Genomic DNA, 17,735 nt, shown 5'->3' with positions numbered 1-17,735 from the left:
AAGAACAATGACAACGAATAACAAGATACGTTTCGGTGTAGTCGGAACGAATTTTATAACAGACTGGGTGATTGCCGGGGCACGGCAGGATGAACGTTTTGAGTTGGCGGCCGTTTATTCACGAACACAGGAGCGGGCGGATGAATTTGCTGCCAAACATCAGATTCCTTATACTTTTACCTCTTTGGAGGAAATGGCACAAAGTCCGCTGATCGATGCTGTTTATATTGCATCTCCTAATTTCTTGCATGCGGTACAGAGTATCCTTTGCATGAAATACGGCAAGCATGTCTTGTGTGAAAAACCTTTTGCCTCGAATGCGCTGGAAGCGAAAAAGATGATCGAGGCTTCCCATACATATAACGTAACGTTGATGGAGGCGATGAAGCCGACATTGACCCCGAACTTCCGTGCCGTCCGTGATAATCTGAGCCGTTTGGGAACGATACGCCGTTATTTCTCTTGCTATTGCCAGTATTCCTCGCGTTATGATAAGTATAAGGAAGGGATTGTATTGAATGCCTTTAAGCCGGAATTGTCGAACGGGGCGATGATGGATATAGGTATCTATACGCTTTACCCGATGGTGGTCCTGTTCGGACGACCGAAGAAAGTGGAAGCAACGGGTATTGTACTTTCCTCCGGAGCAGACGGACAAGGGGCGGTGAATTTCCTGTATGATGAGATGAATGCGACTATCCTTTATTCAAAGATTGCTAATTCCTATCTGCCTACGGAGATACAGGGTGAGGAGGGAAATATCAATCTGGATCGTATAAATATAATAGGAAAGGTTACTTATACCCCCCGCATCCCGGCGGGTGCAGGAAAGACAGCTGTTTCTGAACCGGTAGATATAAGTGCGGTGACAGATAAAAATGAATATTATTATGAAGTGGCAGAGTTTTTGAATCTTATACAGGCCGGAGAACGCGAGTCGTCTATTAATAGCCATGACAATTCATTGATTACCCTGGAGATTATCGACGAGATACGGAGGCAGTTGGGGATTGTTTATCCGGCTGACAAGTAGTGGAGGGGGATTCACTATTTGTCAATTTTGAACCTATTCAGATCGTATTAGGGGACGCAGATGACACAGAATACGCAGATGCTCGCAGACTTTTTATTTTCTTTAAAACAATATATTATCTGCGTTTATCTGCGCTCGTCTGCGTCATCTGCGTTCCTTAATACAAACTGGATAGATAGCTCATATCTTGCTAATAATTATTCTTACACCTCTCTTATAAAATACTTCGCCAGGAACTCCCAGTTCCCATGAATAATCTCTTTTCCGCGTTCCGGGCTGTACAGGCTCTTCGTCTGTGCATCTGCCAGCATACCACGTTCTTCTAGGGCTTTCAGCAAGTCCATGCTACAATGTTTGACGATGAAGAAAGCAAGTGCCTGTTCGGATGCCTTTTTCTCATTGTAGAAAGGATTCTGTTCGTCTTTGATGTATTCGATACCATCCACAACTAATTGCAAACCCTCTTTCGGAGATGCATATATGGCAAATTTGTCGAATTCGATACAGTTTGCCAACGGAGTATATTCGCTATCTTCCAGTTTCAACTGCTGAGAGGCGAAATCGATGAACTCCTGCTTGCTCTTCATGTAGAATAACAACTTACCGTCGGCAACTGCGGTGAATTTGTCGTAGGCAGCCTTGTTGCTTTCTTCCCTTTCCTTGATGGCCGGGTCGATGAAGTTTTCTGCTTGCTCTGCCTGTTCAGCGAAGAAAGCGTGAGCAGGATGCGTTTCCGGCAGGATGAGTGACAGCCATTTGGGTGAAGTATAAGCCAGGAGTGCCGTACGATCAATATGGGCCAGAGAATTATGGATCGTCATGATTGCCTCCGTATTCTCCTTATTGCCCGGGTTCTGACGCCAGAACTCCTTGATCGTTTCGCTCAGGTTATATTTCGTGTCCGTGAATAAATACGAATCGTAATGGAACCAGTGCAATAATATTTCATATTCTTCCGCTGTCTCATAGGACGTTTCCGAGGCGAATAAAGCCTGCATCTTACTGTTTTCCGGGGCGGTAGTCCACTCCTGGCAGAATAGCTGGTAGATCAAGCGGCCTGTCTCTTCGTTCGTCGGGTTATCCGGGTTGACGAAAGTTCCTTTCTTGGCTCCGTGATACTGCTGGGTGTAGTGCCAGAGTAGGAAACGGACATCTTCGAGGTTAGCTTCGTCATCGTAATAATGGTCACTGACGGTATAGAAAGGGAGATAGTTGCCTGTCTGTTTCTTATATTCCGTGATGAAAGAATGCCATATGTTGAGGCCGGAGATTACATCCTCGAAATAAGCCGCCATACGCATACTGATCTGGATAACATCTTCTTTGTCGAACGAGTTTGCCAGATCGGTATGTAACATTATATCGTGTATCTGATTGGCGATACGGGTATAATAAAGGTCGGTTGGTCCGGATTGTTTATATGGATGCAGTTGCAACCAGTCTTTTGGGAAAATCTTTGTGTTCTTCATCTTATAATCGTCATTTACGCTTTTGATTAATAAAGATGCAAATGTAGTAAATTTATTTGTCAACAAATCGTAACACTCGTTACCGTATTGTCATCCCTTCTAAATTTAACTGAAATATTTCGCCTCTACTTTTGCGGCAAATAAATGTAACAACAAGTAAAAGAATGAGAAATAAGCGTGAAAAGAGAGGGCTGTTGATGCTGGTCCTCCTGCTGTTCGGAAGTTTTCTTGCGCTGACGGCCCAGGCACAGACAGGCGTTATCTGCGGGACTGTAACGGATGCTAAATTTAAAGAACCATTGATCGGGGCAACCGTATCCATTGAAGGAACGACTATCGGAGCTATTACAGATATAGACGGGAATTTCCGTATTGAAAAGGTACAGCCGGGTAAGTATACGCTGGTTGCATCTTACGTATCTTATAAAACGCAAAATATAAAAGATGTGGCGGTAGTAGCCCATCAGGAAGCAGTCGTACGCATCGAACTGTCGGATGCCGACCTCCAACTACAAAATGTCGTGGTAGTTGCCCAGCGGAAACTGGGGACGGAGACGGCGGTATTGAATACAGTCCGCAAAAGCCTTCCCGTCGTAAGCGGAATATCCGCCCAGCAGATCAGTAAGACGCAGGATAGCGATGCTGCCGAGGTACTTCGCCGTATTCCCGGTATCACGATCGTGGACGACCGTTTCATCGTAGTCCGCGGTCTGGCACAGCGTTATAATAATGTCTGGCTGAACAATGCCACCACCCCGTCGAGTGAGACGGATAGCCGTGCCTTTTCCTTCGATGTATTGCCTTCTTCGCTGATCGATAATATGATGGTCTATAAAAGTCCGTCGGCTGAACTGCCTGCCGATTTCTCAGGTGGTTTCGTACGATTGATGACGAAGAATGTCCCTGAGGGGAATACCTTCAATGTCTCTTACCAACTGGGCTTTAATACGAATGCTACTTTCCGTGATTTCCAGTTGACGAAAGGACATGCGATCGACTATCTGGGTTTCGGTGCCGGTAAACGTGCGCTGCCTTCCGGTACGCCTGCCCACCTGAACGATGTAAGCACTTTGGATGCCGCCGCCTTTACCCGCCGGGTGAATACGGGCTGGGACATCAGCCATTTCACCGCACTGCCGGAACAGAAGCTGACCTTTACCATGAACCGCCTGTTCAATATCGGCGATTGGAAGATCGGAAATATCACCAACGTAAATTATAGTACGGGATACGATTATTACGAACTGAAGAACAATAACTACCTGTCGTATGATATGACGAACGACCAGTCGTCTTACCGTTATAAATACGACGACGTGCAATATAAGAATACGACTAAGCTGGGCGCTTTGTTCAATTGGTCTTTCCTGAAAGGGAACACGAAATATGAGTTCCGTAACTTCTTTAACCAGCGCGGTTCGTCTTCCCTGACGCAACGCCAGGGTACGGACTATTATTCGGAAGAAAATATCCGCAAATGGGAATCGCTCTACACCGGACGTACTACCTATGCCGGTCAGCTGGCCGGTGAGCACCGCTGGAATGACGACGTCGATAAGGTGGACTGGACGGCCGGTTATGCCTATGCTGCCTACAATGAACCCGACCGCAAAGTGGTGAAGTCGATGGAACGCAAACAGGACGGTGAACTGAAGTATTACGTATCCGACCCCACCCGTTACTATCAGGATCTGAAGGATAACAGCTTTTCCCTGGCAACCAACTATGAGCATATCTTTACCGTGTCCGATCTGTTCAAACCGACCTTGAATGCCGGTGTATACGGTGAATATAAGAAACGTAATTTCGATGCCCGTCGTTTTGTCTACAACCTGTTGGGTAACGGTTACAACCGCTTTGCCGAATGGGATTACAGTTCGATCTTCTCGGACGAGAATATCTCTGCCGACCGTATTTATATGAAAGAGAGTACTAACAAAAGCGACTCTTATACCTCCGATAATCTGTTGGGATCGGCTTATGTGTCTGCGAAGTTGAATTACGGGGAGAAATTGAATGCAAATGTCGGTGTCCGTATGGAGTACTACCAGTTGAAGCTGGACGGTTACGAGTCGGATGGCATTAAACCGGTGCACCTCGACCAGAATTCGACCGAGTTCTTCCCTTCCCTGAATGTGGCTTACAGCCTGACGGACAAGCAGCAGGTGAGGGTGGCGTATGGCCGTTCGGTGAACCGTCCCGAGTTTCGCGAGGTTGTTCCCTATGTGTATTACGACTTTGCTCTCGATGCCAATATCACCGGAAATGTAGATTTGAAGAATGCTTATACCAATAGTGTGGATCTGCGTTACGAGCTGTATCCTTCCCCGGGCGAGACGGTGACGATAGGCGGTTTCTATAAATATTTTGCCGATCCGATCGAACAGACCTACCGTGAGGCGGGTTCGGGTTTGCAGTATACCTATCACAATGCCGATCATGCCAAAGCGTTCGGAGTGGAAGTGGATATTAAGAAGCACCTGGACTTTATCGGGCTGAAAGACCTGAGCTTCGTGTTCAACGGTGCTTATATCCATAGTAAGGTCTATTTCCCTGAAGGTTCTTTCGAACGCGACCGGGCTATGCAGGGACAGTCGCCTTACCTGATCAACACAGGGCTTTTCTATCAGAATGACACGAAAGGGTTGTCGGCCTCGGTTCTCTACAACCGGATCGGCAAGCGTATCGAAACGGTGGGTGTACCGGCGCAGAACCCGAACGACGATATCCCCGATATCTATGAGATGCCCCGCAACTCGCTGGACCTGAGTTTCTCGAAGAAGCTGGGTAACTATGTGGAACTGAAAGCCGGTGTCAAAGACCTGTTGAACTCGAAGATCGAGTATAAACAATTCCTGGAGCTGACAGATGCAGCCGGAGCGAAACGCGAAGTGGAGCAGTTGGTCCGCAGCTATCGCCCGGGAGTGACGGTCAACGTGGGAGTATCCGTTAAGTTTTAATTGAAATCACTTATACAAACTAAATTAGTTTTATTATGAACAAGTTTTTATTGAAAGGTGTGGCTGCCATGTTGTGTATGGCCACGATGTTTGGAAACGTAGCTTGTAGCGACGATGATCCTGTACAAGGAGGTGAAACTCCGGAAGAAAGCAAGGACGTTGTACTGGAAAACGAAATTACTTCGGATATGACTTTGAAAGCAACAGATAACAATCTGTTGAGAGGCTTTGTTTATGTAACGAAAGGAGTAACCCTGACTATCGAACCGGGTACGGTGATCAAAGGAGAGAAAGCAACGAAGGGTTCATTGATCGTTGAACCGGGTGGTAAGATCATTGCCGAAGGTACGGCAGAAAAGCCTATCGTCTTTACTTCCGACCAGGCTGCCGGTTCGCGTGATTATGGCGATTGGGGTGGTTTGATCCTCTGTGGTAACGCTCCTGTGAATGCCAACGAGCCGCAGATTGAAGGTGGCCCACGTACAGTCTATGGTGGTGACAATCCCGAAGATAATTCTGGTATTGTGAAGTATGTACGTATCGAGTTTGCCGGCTATCCGCTGGAACCGAACAAGGAAATCAACGGTCTGACTTGTGGCGGTGTGGGTCGTGGTACGACACTTGAATATATCCAGGTAGCTTTCTGTGGTGACGACTCTTTCGAATGGTTCGGTGGTACGGTGAATGCAAAGCACCTGATTGCTTACAAAGGTTGGGATGATGAGTTCGATACGGATTATGGTTATAGCGGTAAGTTGCAGTTCCTGTTGGGCGTACGTGACCCGAAGGTGGCCGATACTTCCAAGTCTAACGGCTTTGAGTCGGATAACGATGCGAATGGTTCAGGTAATGAGCCGCTGACCAACCCGATCTTCTCGAATGTAACGTTGATCGGCCCGTTCTATGGCGAGTCGGCCGGAAAGGCGGAAAGCGAAATTCTTTATACAACGGAAGATGCTGCCAACGGTGCGAAGGGGGGCCAGTTCCAGGCTGCTATGCATATCCGTCGTAACTCTGCCCTGAATGTATATAACTCTGTATTCACCGGCTGGCCTTATGGTTTGTATCTTCAGGGTGCAAATGCTGGTGCTACGGTGAAGAACGTGATCTTTGCCGGTATGTGGGAAAACTTCAAGGATGATGCAAGCAAGAGTTATTTCGAAACAACAGGCCTGAACAATCAGGTGTATGCTTCCAGCAACGATCTGATAGCGAAAAATGCCGATTACTCTTCCGTTGTAGTGGATAAGATCGGTGGTGCAGATTTCTCCGATTCAGTTTTATCCGACAGCTTCTTCGATAAGGTCACTTACAAGGGGGCTTTCGACGGGACAAACGACTGGACGAAAGGTTGGGCAAACTGGGATCCGCAAAACACAGCTTATTAATTTACTTCTGTTGCTTATCGTAATTTTAAAATAATGGAGGAGGGGCCGGAATATGTAACAGTTTCCGGTACCCTTCCTATGTATTAGGATGGTAACAATAATAAATACATGCAAATGATAAAGAAATTATTACTGACCTCTACACTGGTTGCCGGTTCTGCTCTGGCTATTCATGCACAGGATCTCGTCCTCAGCGAAGGACAATATTATACGGATGCCACACAAACCACCCCATACACCGGACGTTACACCGAATTCTACGATGACGGTATGTTGAAGATGGAGCTGTTTTTGAAAGATGGCCGTCCCGAAGGCACATACGTCATTTATTATCCGGACGGAAAGATTGCCGAAGTACGTTCTTATTACCATGGTGTCTTCCACGGGGAATGGCGTACTTATAACGAAAACGGGCAGTTAGTGGGGCTGGCCAGTTATAAAGATGGTCAGAAAGACGGTCCTTGGCGTATCTGGAATGAAAAGGGTGTTTTGCGCTTTGAAATGTTCTACACCAAAGGCAAGAAAAGCGGTATCTGGCGTACCTGGAATGATGAGGGAAACTTGTTGACAGAAGAGAAGCAATAACTGTCATACTATCATTTTTGACTTTCTGGGAATTGAAATACAACGGTTACGGACTATGATAGTTCGTGTGATAGTTCCATTTTCAACCATCATACTATCATAAAATAGCCCAGCAAAACCGATTGGGTATATGACTTATTTTCAGCAAAGTAGGGACTTCTCTTTTTTGAGACCCGGGTGTAAAGGGTATTGGGACCCGGGTCTTAGCATCGTTCAAACCCGGGTGTAAAAAGGCCTGAAAAGGGGATCTCAAGGAGAAGGATAAGTAGTTTTCGTGAAAATAACAGCCATATTTGAGCAAAAGATGTAGGGTATTATCGGAAAACAGTAGGCATCTGATCTTTTTTAATCCCCTTTTTTGCGCTGCATTACCTCAGACAGGTCGTTTTATGATAGTTCATGATAGTTGAATTTTGTCCTTTATTTTCATTCTTCATCATTCGAATCAAAATCGAAATCAAAGTCGAAGCCGTCGTCCATTACTCCCGGATCAGTGAACTGTTCCAGTTCGCGACGGTCTTTCTTTGTCGGGCGGCCCAGGCCACGGGCGCGGTCTACGAAGCCGGAGATTTTGTTCATTTCCAGTATTTCATATTGGTCTGGTGTCGTGACATTTTCCAGGTAGTCCGGAACCAGTTTGGCTCCCATCCGGCGTTCCGTCAGTGCCAGTACTTTGAAAGAGAAGGTTACAGGCGGCTTGCGCACCTGAATCACTTCGCCGACTTTGATCATGCGGGACGGTTTTACGGTGACATTGTTTATCATGACCCGGCTTTTCTTGCAGGCTTCCGCTGCGATTGTCCGAGTTTTAAAGATGCGGGTTGCCCACATCCATTTGTCTATTCTTACTTCGTTCATAACTTTTTACTTGTTATTAAACTGGTTCATCGTGATCTGTACTCCCGCCAGGCAGAAGCTCTTGACGATCTCGATGGCCCGTTTCAATTTTTCCGGCATCAGTTCCAGTTCTTCAGGCGGAAACTTGCCTAAAACGTAATCTATTTGTCCGCCGCGGGGAAAGTCGCTGCCTATACCGAACCGCAGGCGGCTGTATTCCTGTGTGCCCAGGAGCTGCTGGATGTTTTTCAGTCCGTTGTGACCAGCGTCGCTGCCCTTCGGTTTCAGGCGTAAAGTACCGAAGGGGAGAGCCAGGTCGTCTACTACGACCAACAGATTCTCTACAGGAATGTTCTCTTTTTGTAACCAGTAGCGGACAGCATTTCCGCTCAGGTTCATAAATGTATTCGGTTTGAGCAGGATCAGCTCGCAGTTCTTTACCCGCATCCGGGCAACTGCTCCGTAACGCTCTTCCGTGAAAGGCACTCCGGCTTCTTCAGCCAAAGCATTCACGACACGGAAACCGATATTATGCCGCGTACCCCAGTATTCAGAACCTATATTACCAAGTCCGGTTATCAGATATTTCATGATTTTTGCATTATTATATAATATAAGAAAGGGAAGAACATTCTCCTGAACATTCCTCCCTCACGTTATTTGGTATTCTCTTTTTCAGATTACTTACCAGCAGTAGCTTGAGCACCACGAGCGGCACGAGTCAACTGAACGGCGCAAACAACAGCGTTCTTTGCATTGGTCAGTTCCAGACCTTCGAAGTGTAAAGCACCCACCTGCATAGACTTACCTAAGCCCAGGTGATCAACGTTGATAGTCAGTTTTTCAGGGATCTGAGTGTAAACAGCTTTTACTTTCAGCTTTCTCATACGTAATGTCAGCTTACCACCGGCCTTAACACCTTCGGCGTGACCAGTCAGAACAACAGGAACTTCCATTGTTACCGGTTTGTTTTCTGAAACTTCCATGAAGTCCATGTGTATGATAGCATCGGTTACTGCCTGGAACTGGATATCTTTAACGATAGCCATAGTCTTTTTTCCGTCGATGTTCAGTTCAACAGCGAAGATTTCCGGAGTATAAACCAGTTTACGTACACTGTCGACAGTTACTGTAAAGTGAGTTACTTTTTCGCCACCGTATAATACAGCAGGGATTTCCTGATTTTTACGCATAGCTTTCAAAGCTCTTTTCTGATCAGAAGAAGTAGCAGCTACTTCTCTTCCTTTTCCTTCTAATTGGAATGTCTTCATTTCTTTAATTTTTTGTGTTACTCAAAATTAGTATTTATGCTTCCTAATTTTCCCATCACACGTACGGGGGTTAAAAGCGGTGCAAAGGTATGTTTTTTATTAATACGTTCCAACTGTCCCGTGTATATTTTTTTAATCCAGTAGATTACGGGAACGAAGCAATGTCTCCGTATCGTCCCAGAGCTTGACTTGTGCCGGATGGTTTCGGATACGTTCCGACAGCTTTTTCTCTTTGCTGTTGGCGTAGCATGCACCACTTTTATCGTTCACATCTTCCGACAGAGCAAGGTGTATGGCTGTTGCCGCTCCTTGCAGCGGTGTTTTGATGAAAGGACGGAACAGGATATCTGTCAGCGGGTCGAACCAGGCATTCATCGTGATCATATTCGTACTGACGATACCTGGGTCGGAGGCGTTGACGGTAATTCCTTTTTCTTTTACCCTTTCTGCTAGTTCGCGTGTAAAGAGCAATAAGGCGAGTTTGGTATTTCCGTACACCGATATCCGGTTGAAGCGTCCGTTCTTCCCTTTGGTGAAGAAGTCGGATTCTATTTTACCGATGGCATACGTGCAGGATACTGTATTAACGATACGGGTTCCCTTATGCATCAGGGGAAGCAGTAACCGGGTGAGCAGATACGGACCGACGTAATTAACGCTGACAATCGTTTCCAATCCGTCTACTGTAGGACGGATATGGGTGGTCAGAACTCCGGCATTGTTCATTAACCGGCTGACCGGGCGTCCTTCCGCCAGTATCTTTTGTGCGAAAGCATGGACGGATGATAAAGAGGAGAGGTCTATCCCGCGGACCTCTATTTGCTTATTCCCGCTTTCTTGTTTTATACGTTCGCAGACCTGATATGCTTTCTCCGGTTCTTTACATGCCATGATGATCTGAAAACCGTCTTTGGCCAGTGCCAGGGTGATCTCTTGTCCCATGCCCCCGTCGGCACCGGTTATAATGGCTATTCCTTTTTCCATTATTATTTATACTCCAGTTTTTCTATTTCTTTGACAATACTTTTAGGTAGATTCTGTATATGTTTATGGCAAGCCATTTCCAGTGAATACATACGGGCAATGCAATAGTTGCTGTGACCGCAGTCGCAACGGGCCTGTTCGTCTTCTTTCATATGGTTGACGAAAGCCGGGTCGTTGAGCAGTGCACGTGCCATGCTGACAAACTCGAATCCGTGGCCGAGCACTTCCTCTATCTTTTCACGGGAGATAAGGCCGCCGACATATACAAGGGGCATTTTCAGGGCTGCCCGGAACTTCAGTGCATCTTCCAGGAAATAGGCTTCCTTGAACGGTTCGGTAGGTATCATCAGGTGACCTGCCATCCGAACGCCAATGGGCAACCAGCCGTTTGGCATGTAATGGGTCATTGTACGGATAGGCATGGCTCCCCGCATGACGTACATAGGAGCACGGCTTACAAATCCCCCGCTCAGTATCAGGGCATGTACGCCGCATTGGTTTTGCAGGGTACGGGCGACTTCCAACGTCTCGTCGAGTTCCATGCCGCCTTTAAAGCCGTCGCGCATATTCATCTTTACCAGGACTGCCATATCCGAACCGGCAGCTTTCATTACCTCTTCCATACACATCTTCATGAAACGCATCCGGTTTTCCAGGCTTCCGCCATATTCGTCTTTCCGGCGGTTGGTATAAGGAGAGAGGAACTGGCTGATCAGATAACCGTGTCCGGCATGTACTTCGACGGCATCCATTCCTGCTTCGCGGGCGAGGTGAACTGCCTGGCCGAAGGCTTTTGCTATGGCTGCTATCTCTGATTGTTTCATCCCACGAACGAAAGTCGGAGAATAGATGTTGAATCCCGTAGAGGCGGAAATAGGAGTGCATCCGCAGATATTTTTGTGGGACATATTCCCGCAATGTCCGATCTGTATGGAAGCGGCAGCACCCTCTTTATGGATGGCATCTGTGATCTTCTTCAGACCGGGTATAATTTCAGGGCGTAACCACAACTGACGTTCGAATGAAAGTCCGCTTTGCGTTACGGCGGCATAGGCTAAAGTAGTCATGCCGATTCCGCCGGCAGCCACAGAGGTATGGTAGTTATATAACATTTCCGACGGAGCGTTCCCCGGGCACATACTTTCGAAAGCGGCCGCTCTGATCGTACGATTTCTGAGCGTGAGCGGGCCGATAGATGCCGGGGTGAATAGCATAGATTCTTTATTCATATTAATAACCAGTTATTTGTTGTCGTATTTTGTATAATCACATCAGTAAATAAATGGGATAATTCGTTTCCGGTTCCCGACTTCTTTGCCGAACATGGCTTTGTACTTGTGCCAGATCGTATTGGCACGCGGAACCAGGTTGGCAAATGTCCACCAAGCGAACAATGCTCCGCTGGCGCTCCAGGTTAGGATGGCAAAACCACACCATTCCACCAGTTCGCCAAAATAGTTGGCGGAGGTTACGTAGTTGAACATACCTCCTTTGGGAAGATAATGATTGGTGTCGCCCGGCTTGCGGAGATGGCGGACGATATAGTCAGACCGCCAGTTGATCCACATGCCGCTGAAGAACATCAGTGTTCCGATAATGAATTGCGGAGTGGTCAGCCATTGGCTCGAATACATATTTTCGGGGGCGAGGTAAAATATCCACATGCCTTGTATGTAACCGTTCAGCAGGTTGAAGACAATCCCCATTGTCATAATGCCCACAGGCATTTTGCTCTTACCTTTGATCAGTAAGGGGAATATAAATGCCCGTTGCAGGTAATGCAGTTCGAAGAAGAGGAAGAAGAGTAGGGGAACGGTTTCAAGTTGCCGTTCGGACTGGCTCCAGAGGAAGAGCATCACCCCAAAGACTGGTGCTTCCATACAGATCCAGGCTATTTTGTTTGGAATAGGGATACCCCATTTTTTGTCGAATAACATGCCGTATCCGGCTTCTACGAAGTAAAGGGTAACAAAAACAATGGCGGCAATGACCGCCATTATAATCAGCAATATATTAAACTCATCAAGGGTCATTTTAAATCGAGTAATAAGATTATGCTTCTTTATGTAATGTTTTATAGTGGTTGTATTTCTCGAATACAGCCTTTTCGAGTTCCTTAAATGTACAATCCAACGCACGGTCGGAGATACAAATAGGCGATCCGTAGTATTGAAGCTTCAGTTCCAGGGAACGCTTCTTGCTACGTGTGGGCTCCCGGTCAATATATTCGTTCGGATTTTTTACCTTCAGCACGATATATTTACGTTTCAGGTTGCTAAGGTCGTCCATTATTTTGATATTGTCAACATCTTTCCACAAAATTGTGCCTATCCGGTTGCCTGTCGATATATCATTGATCCCCTCGTCGGAGATATAGATCGCCTTGAAACTTTCGCGGGTTAGGAATGAATAGCTGATTAAGCAGAAGAATGTCGTGAGTAAAGCAAAGACACCGATGAAGATAAAGACAAAACGTCCTTCCCCGTATTTGAGGTCATGAGCAGCATACAAAGCTCCGGCACCGATCAGGGCAGAGAGGAGCGTTGTCAGGAACAATCCTCTCTTTTTATGCCTGCTCAATTTGAATGTGATTGTAGAAGGTGCTTCCATAACCGTCAAATTGATTTTTCAATGTTCCATACGAATGCACGTAGTCCCTGGGCTTCTGTCTGCATATCCATTTTGTGGAGCAGGTCCAGGAAAGGATCGACTTTTTCGTCGTCTACCATTGCCAGTATGGCTGAGTTGAGGGTTGGCCAGGCATGGCTACCGTAATGAGGTTCGCCTTTTTGGCTGCCGCGTCCCTGCACTGTTTCCCAGAAAGTAAATCCGCGAATGTTGCTGCGATCCATAATACTGAGGATCATTTCGTAGTAAGCCTGATTGAATGATATGAATATAGCTTTCATTGTTCTTGTATTTTAATGTTATATTCGGGAATAACCGGTTCCCAGCTTAGGGAGTGGCTGTCTCTCTTATCTGGGAAATACCTATTCCCTGATAAGGGAGATTGTCACTCCCGGTTCTGTTATTTTATAATTGTTCCAGATGATTCAACCTGGCGATCTTACGGCGGCGGCGTTTTACACCGTTTCCGGCAAATACGCAATATACCGTCGGTACGATAACCAGTGTGATCAAAGTGGATACTGAAAGTCCCCATGCAACCGTCATACCCATCGAGCGCCACATTTCAGCACCTTCACCTGTACCGATAGCCATCGGGATCATACCGAGTACGGTAGTCAGGGTGGTCATCAATACCGGACGGAGACGGGATTTACCGGCAGCAACTGCAGCAGTAAGAATACTCATTCCGCGTTCGCGGCACAGGATCGTGTAGTCGATCAGCACGATACCGTTCTTTACAACGATACCCATCAACATGATTACACCGATCAAAGCCATCACCCCGAGTGGCGTCTGTGTGATTGCCAATCCCAGAATTACACCGGTAAAGGCGAACGGGATGGAGAACATGATCACGAACGGGTCGGTCAACGACTCGAACTGGGCTGCCATCACAATAAATACCAGGATGATGATCAATACCATCAATATACCCAGGTCGGTAAAGGTATCCTGCTGGTCTTCGAATGTACCTCCCAGCTGCCAGCTTACATCAGACGGGATATCCATCTTCTTCAGCTCGGATTGAACGGCAGACACCAGGTCGCTTAATGCAGCACCCTGACCGACAACGGCAGATACTGTGATAAGACGTTCACGGTTCTTACGCTCGATAGTCGGCGGTGTCATACGTTCTACAACTTTACCTACATCGCGGATACGAACCCCTTGTCCGGCATTGTTATAGATCATGATATTTTCGATATCTTCGATAGACTGGCGGAATTCGGGAGCATAACGTACTTTGATATCATACTCGTCACCGTCTTCACGATACTTGGATGCGGTGGAACCGTTGATACGGTTACGCAGATACAAAGAGGCTGTCGTAACGTTCAGGCCGTTCATTGCCAGTTTTTCGCGGTCGAAGTCTACCTGGTATTCCGGGATATAATCTTTACGGCTGATGTTAACCTGTGAACATCCCTTCAATCCTTCCAGACGTCTTGACAGATCTGCAGCAACAGCATCGGTCTTGGCAAAGTCGAAACCGTAGATTTCTATATCCACAGCGTTCTCACCACCCATAGAACCGGACTGGCCGCCAGCCAAAACCTTGTACTCTTTAATCTCGGAGTATTCAGCCAGGTCCTGACGCATCATATCACAAATCTCGATCAAACCTCTTTCACGGTCGCCGACACTGCTCAGGTTGACATTCATTTCTATGATGTGCGAACCGTTGTCGCTCAACTGGGCAAATGTGTTATCCGTATCAGCCTGTCCTTCGGTGAAGTTCAGTACCAGAATTTCCGGGTATTTCTCACGGAACTGTTTGTCGATACGCAAAGCTAGATCGCGTGTGATCTCCTGGCGGGTACCGATGGGCATTTCGATCGTGATACCGATACGGGCATTATCCTGGGTCGGGAAGAACTCAGTCTTAATCATAGGGATCATCATCATGCTGCCAGCAAAGATCAGGAAGGCACCGGCAATAACAGTTTTACGATGACGTACTGCCCAGTCCAGGAAACGTGCATAAGCAACATCCAGTGCATTCAGTGCTTTTTCAATAGGAGTGAAGAACAAAACGTACAAACGTCCTTTCTTCGGATCGAGACGTAACAACTGCGAACAAAGCATCGGTGTTAAAGTCAAAGCTCCGACTGTCGATACGATCATGATGATACTAACGATCCAGCCTAACTGTTTGAAAAGGATACCGGCCATACCGGTCACCATTGTCAATGGCAGGAATACTGCCAACATAGTCAATGTGGAAGCAATTACGGATATAGCCACCTCGTTGGTTGCGTGTACGGCTGCCTGCTTCGGCTTACTACCTCTTTCAATATGCGTCGTGACATTCTCCAATACCACAATGGCGTCATCCACCACCATACCGATTGCAATAGACAATGAACTTAACGAGATAATGTTCAGTGTATTGCCGGATGCCAGCAAGTAGGCGAATGCGGCGATCAGTGAGATCGGGATCGTCAGGATAATGATAAATGTCGCTCTCCAGCGTCCCAGGAAGATGAATACCACCAACATAACGACAATGAAAGTGATCATGATCGTTTCCTGCAAACTGTCGATTGTATTCAGGATGTTGGTCGAGGTATCGACGATCACACCCAGTTGTACGTCGGATGGCAAACTGGCCTGTATTTCCGGCAGTTTTTCGTGAACTTTCTTAGCGATATTCACCGAGTTTGCTCCGGACTGCTTCTGGATAACGATCATACCCCCCTTACCTCCGTTGTTGAAGGTTTCCTGGGCACGTTCTTCGATATAGTCTTTTACCTGTGCAACGTCGCGCAGATACACATTTTTACCGTTGTTGCTTCCTACCACCAGGTCCAGCATTTGGTTGGCATTGGTAAATTCACCTTGTACACGGAGCGTATAGGTGTTTGAACCGATATCTATGCTACCACCCGGCGTATTGCGGTTCTCCTGTGCAATGATAGAGGAGATTCCCTCGATGGTCAGCCCGTAAGCTTCCAATTTGTAAGGGTCGCAATATACCTGTACTTCACGGATTGGAGCACCGGAAATAGATACGGCACCTACTCCGCTGATACGTGCCAGCGGGTTGGATACTTTATCGTCCAGGATTTTGTAAAGGGCGTTGGTACTTTCCTCTGCTGTTACCGAAAGCAACAGGATTGGAATATCGTCGGTACCGAACTTAAAGATGATCGGGTTTTCCACGTCATCCGGCAGAGACGATTCTACGATGTCCAGTTTATCCCGGACGTCGTTGGTCGCGACATCGATATCGGTACCGTATTCAAATTCCAGTGTAACGATAGAGATGTTTTCGCGGGATTGTGAGGTGATATGTTTCAAGTCACTCACACTGTTCAATACGTTCTCCAATGGTTTGGATACGTTCATTTCAATATCGGTGGCGCTGGCTCCGGGGTAAGCCGTCATGACCATGATCATGTTGGTCTCGATCTCCGGGAGCAAGTCGACTGATAATCGGGTTAAGGAAAAAAGTCCCATAATCACCACAGCCACGAATACGAGGGCGGTGGTTACTGGCTTTTTTACCGCTGTTGCATATAAACTCATATAGTATTATTTCTTACTTGTCAATTTCTACTTCCATTCCATTACTCAAACGGTTCTGACCGGTTATTACTACCTGGTCGCCATTTTCTACGCCGGATACGATCTCATATTTGTTTCCCATGCGGCGTCCCAGTTCTACCTTCTGGTAGGATACTTTTCCATCTTTGTAAACATAGATGTAGCGGTCACCCGATCCGGATTGTTTTACAATGGACTGGTCCGGTGCAACAACATGGTTACGTGTACCGAAATTCATCGTTGTACGTGCAAACATTCCTGGACGTACGCGTTCGTCGGTGTTGGCAATCTTAATCTCTACCGGGAAAGTACGGGTGGAAGAGTCGATGGTCGGGTAGACCAAGCTTACTTTACCTTTGAATACTTCGTCGCCATATACATCCAGCTTGATATCTACTTCATTGCCTTTCTTCACTTGTGTGAAATAACTTTCGGAAACGTTCACGAACAGTTTGACCGGGCGGATCTGTTCTACTGTATATATAGGATCACCACCGCTGTACATATCGCCGCTGTCGTAATTACGGGCAGTGATGATACCGCTGATCGGACTTAGCAACTGAGTGTTATCCTGCAGGTTCTTATAACTTGCGCGGCTTACGTCCAACTGTGTTTTTTGGGCATCCCAGGCCGATTTGGAAGCTCCGCCGACTTTATACAATTCGTCGATGCGCTTGAATTCAATTTCCTGATTGTCCAATTGTATTTTGGCCTGTTTCAGGTTTGTTTCGTCCATCTTGACAAGTACCTGGCCTTCTTTTACATGGTCACCCACTTCTGCGAACAGCTTCTCAATACGAACCGGAGACTGAGGCGCAATGTTGTTCTTTATGTTTGCCTCTACGGTTGCAGTAAATTCCGCCAGCTGGTCTACATCCTGAGCCGATACCTGCTCAATCTTCACTTTTACTTTTTCATCATGGGTATCTGCCTCAGAGTCTTTCTTTTCACCTGTACATGACATCAGCAGGGCTAATGTTACGAGCGGTACAACTTTCAGCATTTCACGTGTTTTCATATTGTAAACTGTT

Annotated in this window: 15 protein-coding genes; 4 read left to right on the top strand and 11 right to left on the bottom strand. The window is 46.7% G+C overall.

The genetic code is table 11. The annotated features are described in order from the left end of the window. Positions 1-7 precede the first annotated feature (7 nt). Positions 8-1,033 (top strand): Gfo/Idh/MocA family protein, encoded by a 1,026-nt coding sequence (locus DXD68_RS05150; protein ID WP_122360604.1) that lies wholly within the window; start codon positions 8-10, stop codon positions 1,031-1,033. A 203-nt stretch (positions 1,034-1,236) separates the two neighbouring features. Here DXD68_RS05150 and DXD68_RS05145 read toward each other — a convergent pair whose 3' ends face one another. Further along, positions 1,237-2,502 carry a DUF3843 family protein gene (locus DXD68_RS05145; RefSeq protein ID WP_122361066.1) on the bottom strand — a complete coding sequence of 422 codons (1,266 nt, stop codon included), beginning with the start codon at positions 2,500-2,502 and terminating at the stop codon, positions 1,237-1,239. Between the two features lie 164 nt (positions 2,503-2,666). On the opposite strand from DXD68_RS05145, the gene DXD68_RS05140 reads away from it, so the two are divergent. From DXD68_RS05140 to DXD68_RS05130, 3 genes are all read left to right on the top strand, one after another. Continuing rightward, a complete protein-coding gene (locus DXD68_RS05140; RefSeq protein WP_122360603.1) occupies positions 2,667-5,462 on the top strand; it encodes a TonB-dependent receptor in 2,796 nt (931 codons plus the stop codon). A gap of 35 nt (positions 5,463-5,497) precedes the next feature. Then, entirely contained in the window at positions 5,498-6,850 is a 1,353-nt protein-coding gene (locus DXD68_RS05135) for a hypothetical protein (protein WP_122360602.1), read from the top strand. Between the two features lie 114 nt (positions 6,851-6,964). Next, positions 6,965-7,435: a toxin-antitoxin system YwqK family antitoxin gene (locus DXD68_RS05130; RefSeq protein WP_122361065.1), complete on the top strand. Its 471-nt coding sequence runs from the start codon at positions 6,965-6,967 to the stop codon at positions 7,433-7,435. Positions 7,436-7,861: 426 nt separating this feature from the next. Here DXD68_RS05130 and DXD68_RS05125 read toward each other — a convergent pair whose 3' ends face one another. From DXD68_RS05125 to DXD68_RS05080, 10 genes are all read right to left on the bottom strand, one after another. Beyond that, positions 7,862-8,293, bottom strand: a complete 432-nt coding sequence (locus DXD68_RS05125; RefSeq protein ID WP_122360601.1) for an RNA-binding S4 domain-containing protein — start codon at positions 8,291-8,293, stop codon at positions 7,862-7,864. Positions 8,294-8,299: 6 nt separating this feature from the next. Then, positions 8,300-8,863, bottom strand: a complete 564-nt coding sequence (gene pth, locus DXD68_RS05120; RefSeq protein WP_122360600.1) for an aminoacyl-tRNA hydrolase — start codon at positions 8,861-8,863, stop codon at positions 8,300-8,302. An 89-nt stretch (positions 8,864-8,952) separates the two neighbouring features. Next, positions 8,953-9,543 (bottom strand): 50S ribosomal protein L25/general stress protein Ctc, encoded by a 591-nt coding sequence (locus tag DXD68_RS05115; protein WP_122360599.1) that lies wholly within the window; start codon positions 9,541-9,543, stop codon positions 8,953-8,955. A gap of 132 nt (positions 9,544-9,675) precedes the next feature. After that, on the bottom strand, positions 9,676-10,527 hold the full coding sequence (locus tag DXD68_RS05110) for an SDR family oxidoreductase (protein WP_122360598.1): 852 nt from the start codon (positions 10,525-10,527) through the stop codon (positions 9,676-9,678). 2 nt (positions 10,528-10,529) lie between these two features. Then, a complete protein-coding gene (locus DXD68_RS05105; protein ID WP_122360597.1) occupies positions 10,530-11,756 on the bottom strand; it encodes an NADH:flavin oxidoreductase in 1,227 nt (408 codons plus the stop codon). 42 nt (positions 11,757-11,798) lie between these two features. Continuing rightward, on the bottom strand, positions 11,799-12,560 hold the full coding sequence (locus tag DXD68_RS05100; protein ID WP_199715418.1) for a DUF1295 domain-containing protein: 762 nt from the start codon (positions 12,558-12,560) through the stop codon (positions 11,799-11,801). Between the two features lie 19 nt (positions 12,561-12,579). Then, positions 12,580-13,137, bottom strand: a complete 558-nt coding sequence (locus DXD68_RS05095) for an STM3941 family protein (protein ID WP_122360596.1) — start codon at positions 13,135-13,137, stop codon at positions 12,580-12,582. A 5-nt stretch (positions 13,138-13,142) separates the two neighbouring features. Then, positions 13,143-13,436 carry a PG0541 family transporter-associated protein gene (locus tag DXD68_RS05090; RefSeq protein WP_122360595.1) on the bottom strand — a complete coding sequence of 98 codons (294 nt, stop codon included), beginning with the start codon at positions 13,434-13,436 and terminating at the stop codon, positions 13,143-13,145. A gap of 124 nt (positions 13,437-13,560) precedes the next feature. Next, positions 13,561-16,686 carry an efflux RND transporter permease subunit gene (locus DXD68_RS05085; RefSeq protein WP_122360594.1) on the bottom strand — a complete coding sequence of 1,042 codons (3,126 nt, stop codon included), beginning with the start codon at positions 16,684-16,686 and terminating at the stop codon, positions 13,561-13,563. A 13-nt stretch (positions 16,687-16,699) separates the two neighbouring features. Next, positions 16,700-17,722 (bottom strand): efflux RND transporter periplasmic adaptor subunit, encoded by a 1,023-nt coding sequence (locus DXD68_RS05080; protein WP_122361063.1) that lies wholly within the window; start codon positions 17,720-17,722, stop codon positions 16,700-16,702. Positions 17,723-17,735 lie beyond the last annotated feature (13 nt).

The organism is Parabacteroides sp. TM07-1AC (assembly GCF_003480915.1).
Lineage (GTDB): Bacteria > Bacteroidota > Bacteroidia > Bacteroidales > Tannerellaceae > Parabacteroides > Parabacteroides chongii.
This window is presented reverse-complemented; position numbering and strand designations above follow the sequence as displayed.

Coding starts and splice junctions, on each gene's coding strand:
- DXD68_RS05150 (WP_122360604.1), top strand. CDS start 8: ATGACAACGAATAACAAGATACGTTTCGGTGTAGTCGGAACGAATTTT.
- DXD68_RS05145 (WP_122361066.1), bottom strand. CDS start 2,502: ATGAAGAACACAAAGATTTTCCCAAAAGACTGGTTGCAACTGCATCCA.
- DXD68_RS05140 (WP_122360603.1), top strand. CDS start 2,667: ATGAGAAATAAGCGTGAAAAGAGAGGGCTGTTGATGCTGGTCCTCCTG.
- DXD68_RS05135 (WP_122360602.1), top strand. CDS start 5,498: ATGAACAAGTTTTTATTGAAAGGTGTGGCTGCCATGTTGTGTATGGCC.
- DXD68_RS05130 (WP_122361065.1), top strand. CDS start 6,965: ATGATAAAGAAATTATTACTGACCTCTACACTGGTTGCCGGTTCTGCT.
- DXD68_RS05125 (WP_122360601.1), bottom strand. CDS start 8,293: ATGAACGAAGTAAGAATAGACAAATGGATGTGGGCAACCCGCATCTTT.
- pth (WP_122360600.1), bottom strand. CDS start 8,863: ATGAAATATCTGATAACCGGACTTGGTAATATAGGTTCTGAATACTGG.
- DXD68_RS05115 (WP_122360599.1), bottom strand. CDS start 9,543: ATGAAGACATTCCAATTAGAAGGAAAAGGAAGAGAAGTAGCTGCTACT.
- DXD68_RS05110 (WP_122360598.1), bottom strand. CDS start 10,527: ATGGAAAAAGGAATAGCCATTATAACCGGTGCCGACGGGGGCATGGGA.
- DXD68_RS05105 (WP_122360597.1), bottom strand. CDS start 11,756: ATGAATAAAGAATCTATGCTATTCACCCCGGCATCTATCGGCCCGCTC.
- DXD68_RS05100 (WP_199715418.1), bottom strand. CDS start 12,560: ATGACCCTTGATGAGTTTAATATATTGCTGATTATAATGGCGGTCATT.
- DXD68_RS05095 (WP_122360596.1), bottom strand. CDS start 13,137: ATGGAAGCACCTTCTACAATCACATTCAAATTGAGCAGGCATAAAAAG.
- DXD68_RS05090 (WP_122360595.1), bottom strand. CDS start 13,436: ATGAAAGCTATATTCATATCATTCAATCAGGCTTACTACGAAATGATC.
- DXD68_RS05085 (WP_122360594.1), bottom strand. CDS start 16,686: ATGAGTTTATATGCAACAGCGGTAAAAAAGCCAGTAACCACCGCCCTC.
- DXD68_RS05080 (WP_122361063.1), bottom strand. CDS start 17,722: ATGAAAACACGTGAAATGCTGAAAGTTGTACCGCTCGTAACATTAGCC.